The organism is Mesorhizobium sp. M7A.F.Ca.AU.002.02.1.1 (assembly GCF_003998535.1).
Lineage (GTDB): Bacteria > Pseudomonadota > Alphaproteobacteria > Rhizobiales > Rhizobiaceae > Mesorhizobium > Mesorhizobium ciceri.
On sequence record NZ_RZPB01001198.1, the window covers coordinates 1 to 1,224 of the forward strand.

Here is a 1,224-nt window from a genome sequence, read left to right on the forward strand (position 1 = left end):
CGGTCAGCACGCGCAGATTGTTCACCGGGTGGATGTCGCAGGCGATCATCTGCGCCAGCATTCTGACCCGTGCGCGACCGGCCGCATCCCCTGGCAATAGCGGTGGTTCCGGGCTGGTCTCGTCGAGGAATTCGATGATCGCCAGCGATTGCGTCAGCAGCGTGCCGTCGCCGAGCACCAGCGCCGGCACCAGCCCTTGCGGATTGACCGCGAGATAGGCTGGTTCGAGGTGCTCGCCATGGCGCAGATGATGCGGGATATAGTCGTAGCTCAGCCCCTTCATCTCCAGCGCGATCCGCACCCGGTAGGAGGTGGAGGAGCGATAGTAGTTGTGCAGGACGAGTTTGCTCATGCGCTCACTTCGGCTGGCCGATGGTTATTTCGATGGTGCCGATGCCGTCGACGCCGCCGGTCATCGTGTCGCCGGGGCCAACCGCGCCGACGCCTGCTGGCGTACCGGTGAAGATCAGGTCGCCGGGCTCGAGCTCCATCGCCTCGCTGCAGATCGACACGATATCCGGTATCGGCCAGATCAGTTCGGCGAGGTCGGCATCCTGCCTGACCTTGCCGTTGACGGCGAGCCAGATGCGGCCCTTCTGTGGGTGGCCGGATTCGTGCGCTTGCACCAACGGGCTGCAAGGGGCGGAGCGGTCGAAGGCCTTCGACCAGTCCCAGGGCCGGGCGGCCTTCTTGGCCTCGTCCTGCAGGTCGCGGCGGGTGAGGTCGATGCCGACGCCGTAGCCCCAGACATGGTCCAGCGCCTTGTCGCGGGGAATGCGGAAGCCGGCTTTGCCGATCGCGGCCACCAGTTCGATCTCGTGGTGCAGATTGGCCGTCAGCGGCGGGTAGGGGATAGCGGTGCCGGAATCGACCACCGCGTCGGCCGGCTTGGTGAAGAAGAAGGGCGGATCACGCTCGTCATTGCCGAATTCGCGGGCATGCGCCGCGTAGTTGCGGCCGACGCAGTAGATACGGCGCACCGCAAAACGATCGGACGAGCCGGCAACGGCCACCGATGCGGTTGCGGGCAGGGGAAGGACGAATTCTGTCATCAAGGGTCTCTGCTTGGTTGCCGGAACATTCGACCGATTTGGGGGCCTGGACAAGGCGATTTGGTCGAGAAAGTGCCGGCGGCACTTTCCGCCGGAGATGGCGATATACTATTTGGCAATAATCTGGCCATGGTGGAGAGGTTATTCTAATCGCTCACGAACTGAAATGAAC

At 63.7% G+C, this 1,224-nt stretch carries 2 protein-coding genes; both read right to left on the minus strand.

Annotated elements, in window-relative coordinates; all coding sequences use genetic code 11:
* Positions 1-352, minus strand: a 352-nt coding sequence (locus EN879_RS36420) for a glutathione S-transferase N-terminal domain-containing protein (RefSeq protein ID WP_206521088.1), incomplete at its 3' end; no start/stop codon positions are given.
* Positions 353-356: 4 nt separating this feature from the next.
* Positions 357-1,052, minus strand: coding sequence for a fumarylacetoacetate hydrolase family protein (locus tag EN879_RS36425; protein ID WP_024503825.1), 696 nt, complete (start codon positions 1,050-1,052; stop codon positions 357-359).
* Positions 1,053-1,224 lie beyond the last annotated feature (172 nt).

Coding starts and splice junctions, on each gene's coding strand:
- EN879_RS36425 (WP_024503825.1), bottom strand. CDS start 1,052: ATGACAGAATTCGTCCTTCCCCTGCCCGCAACCGCATCGGTGGCCGTT.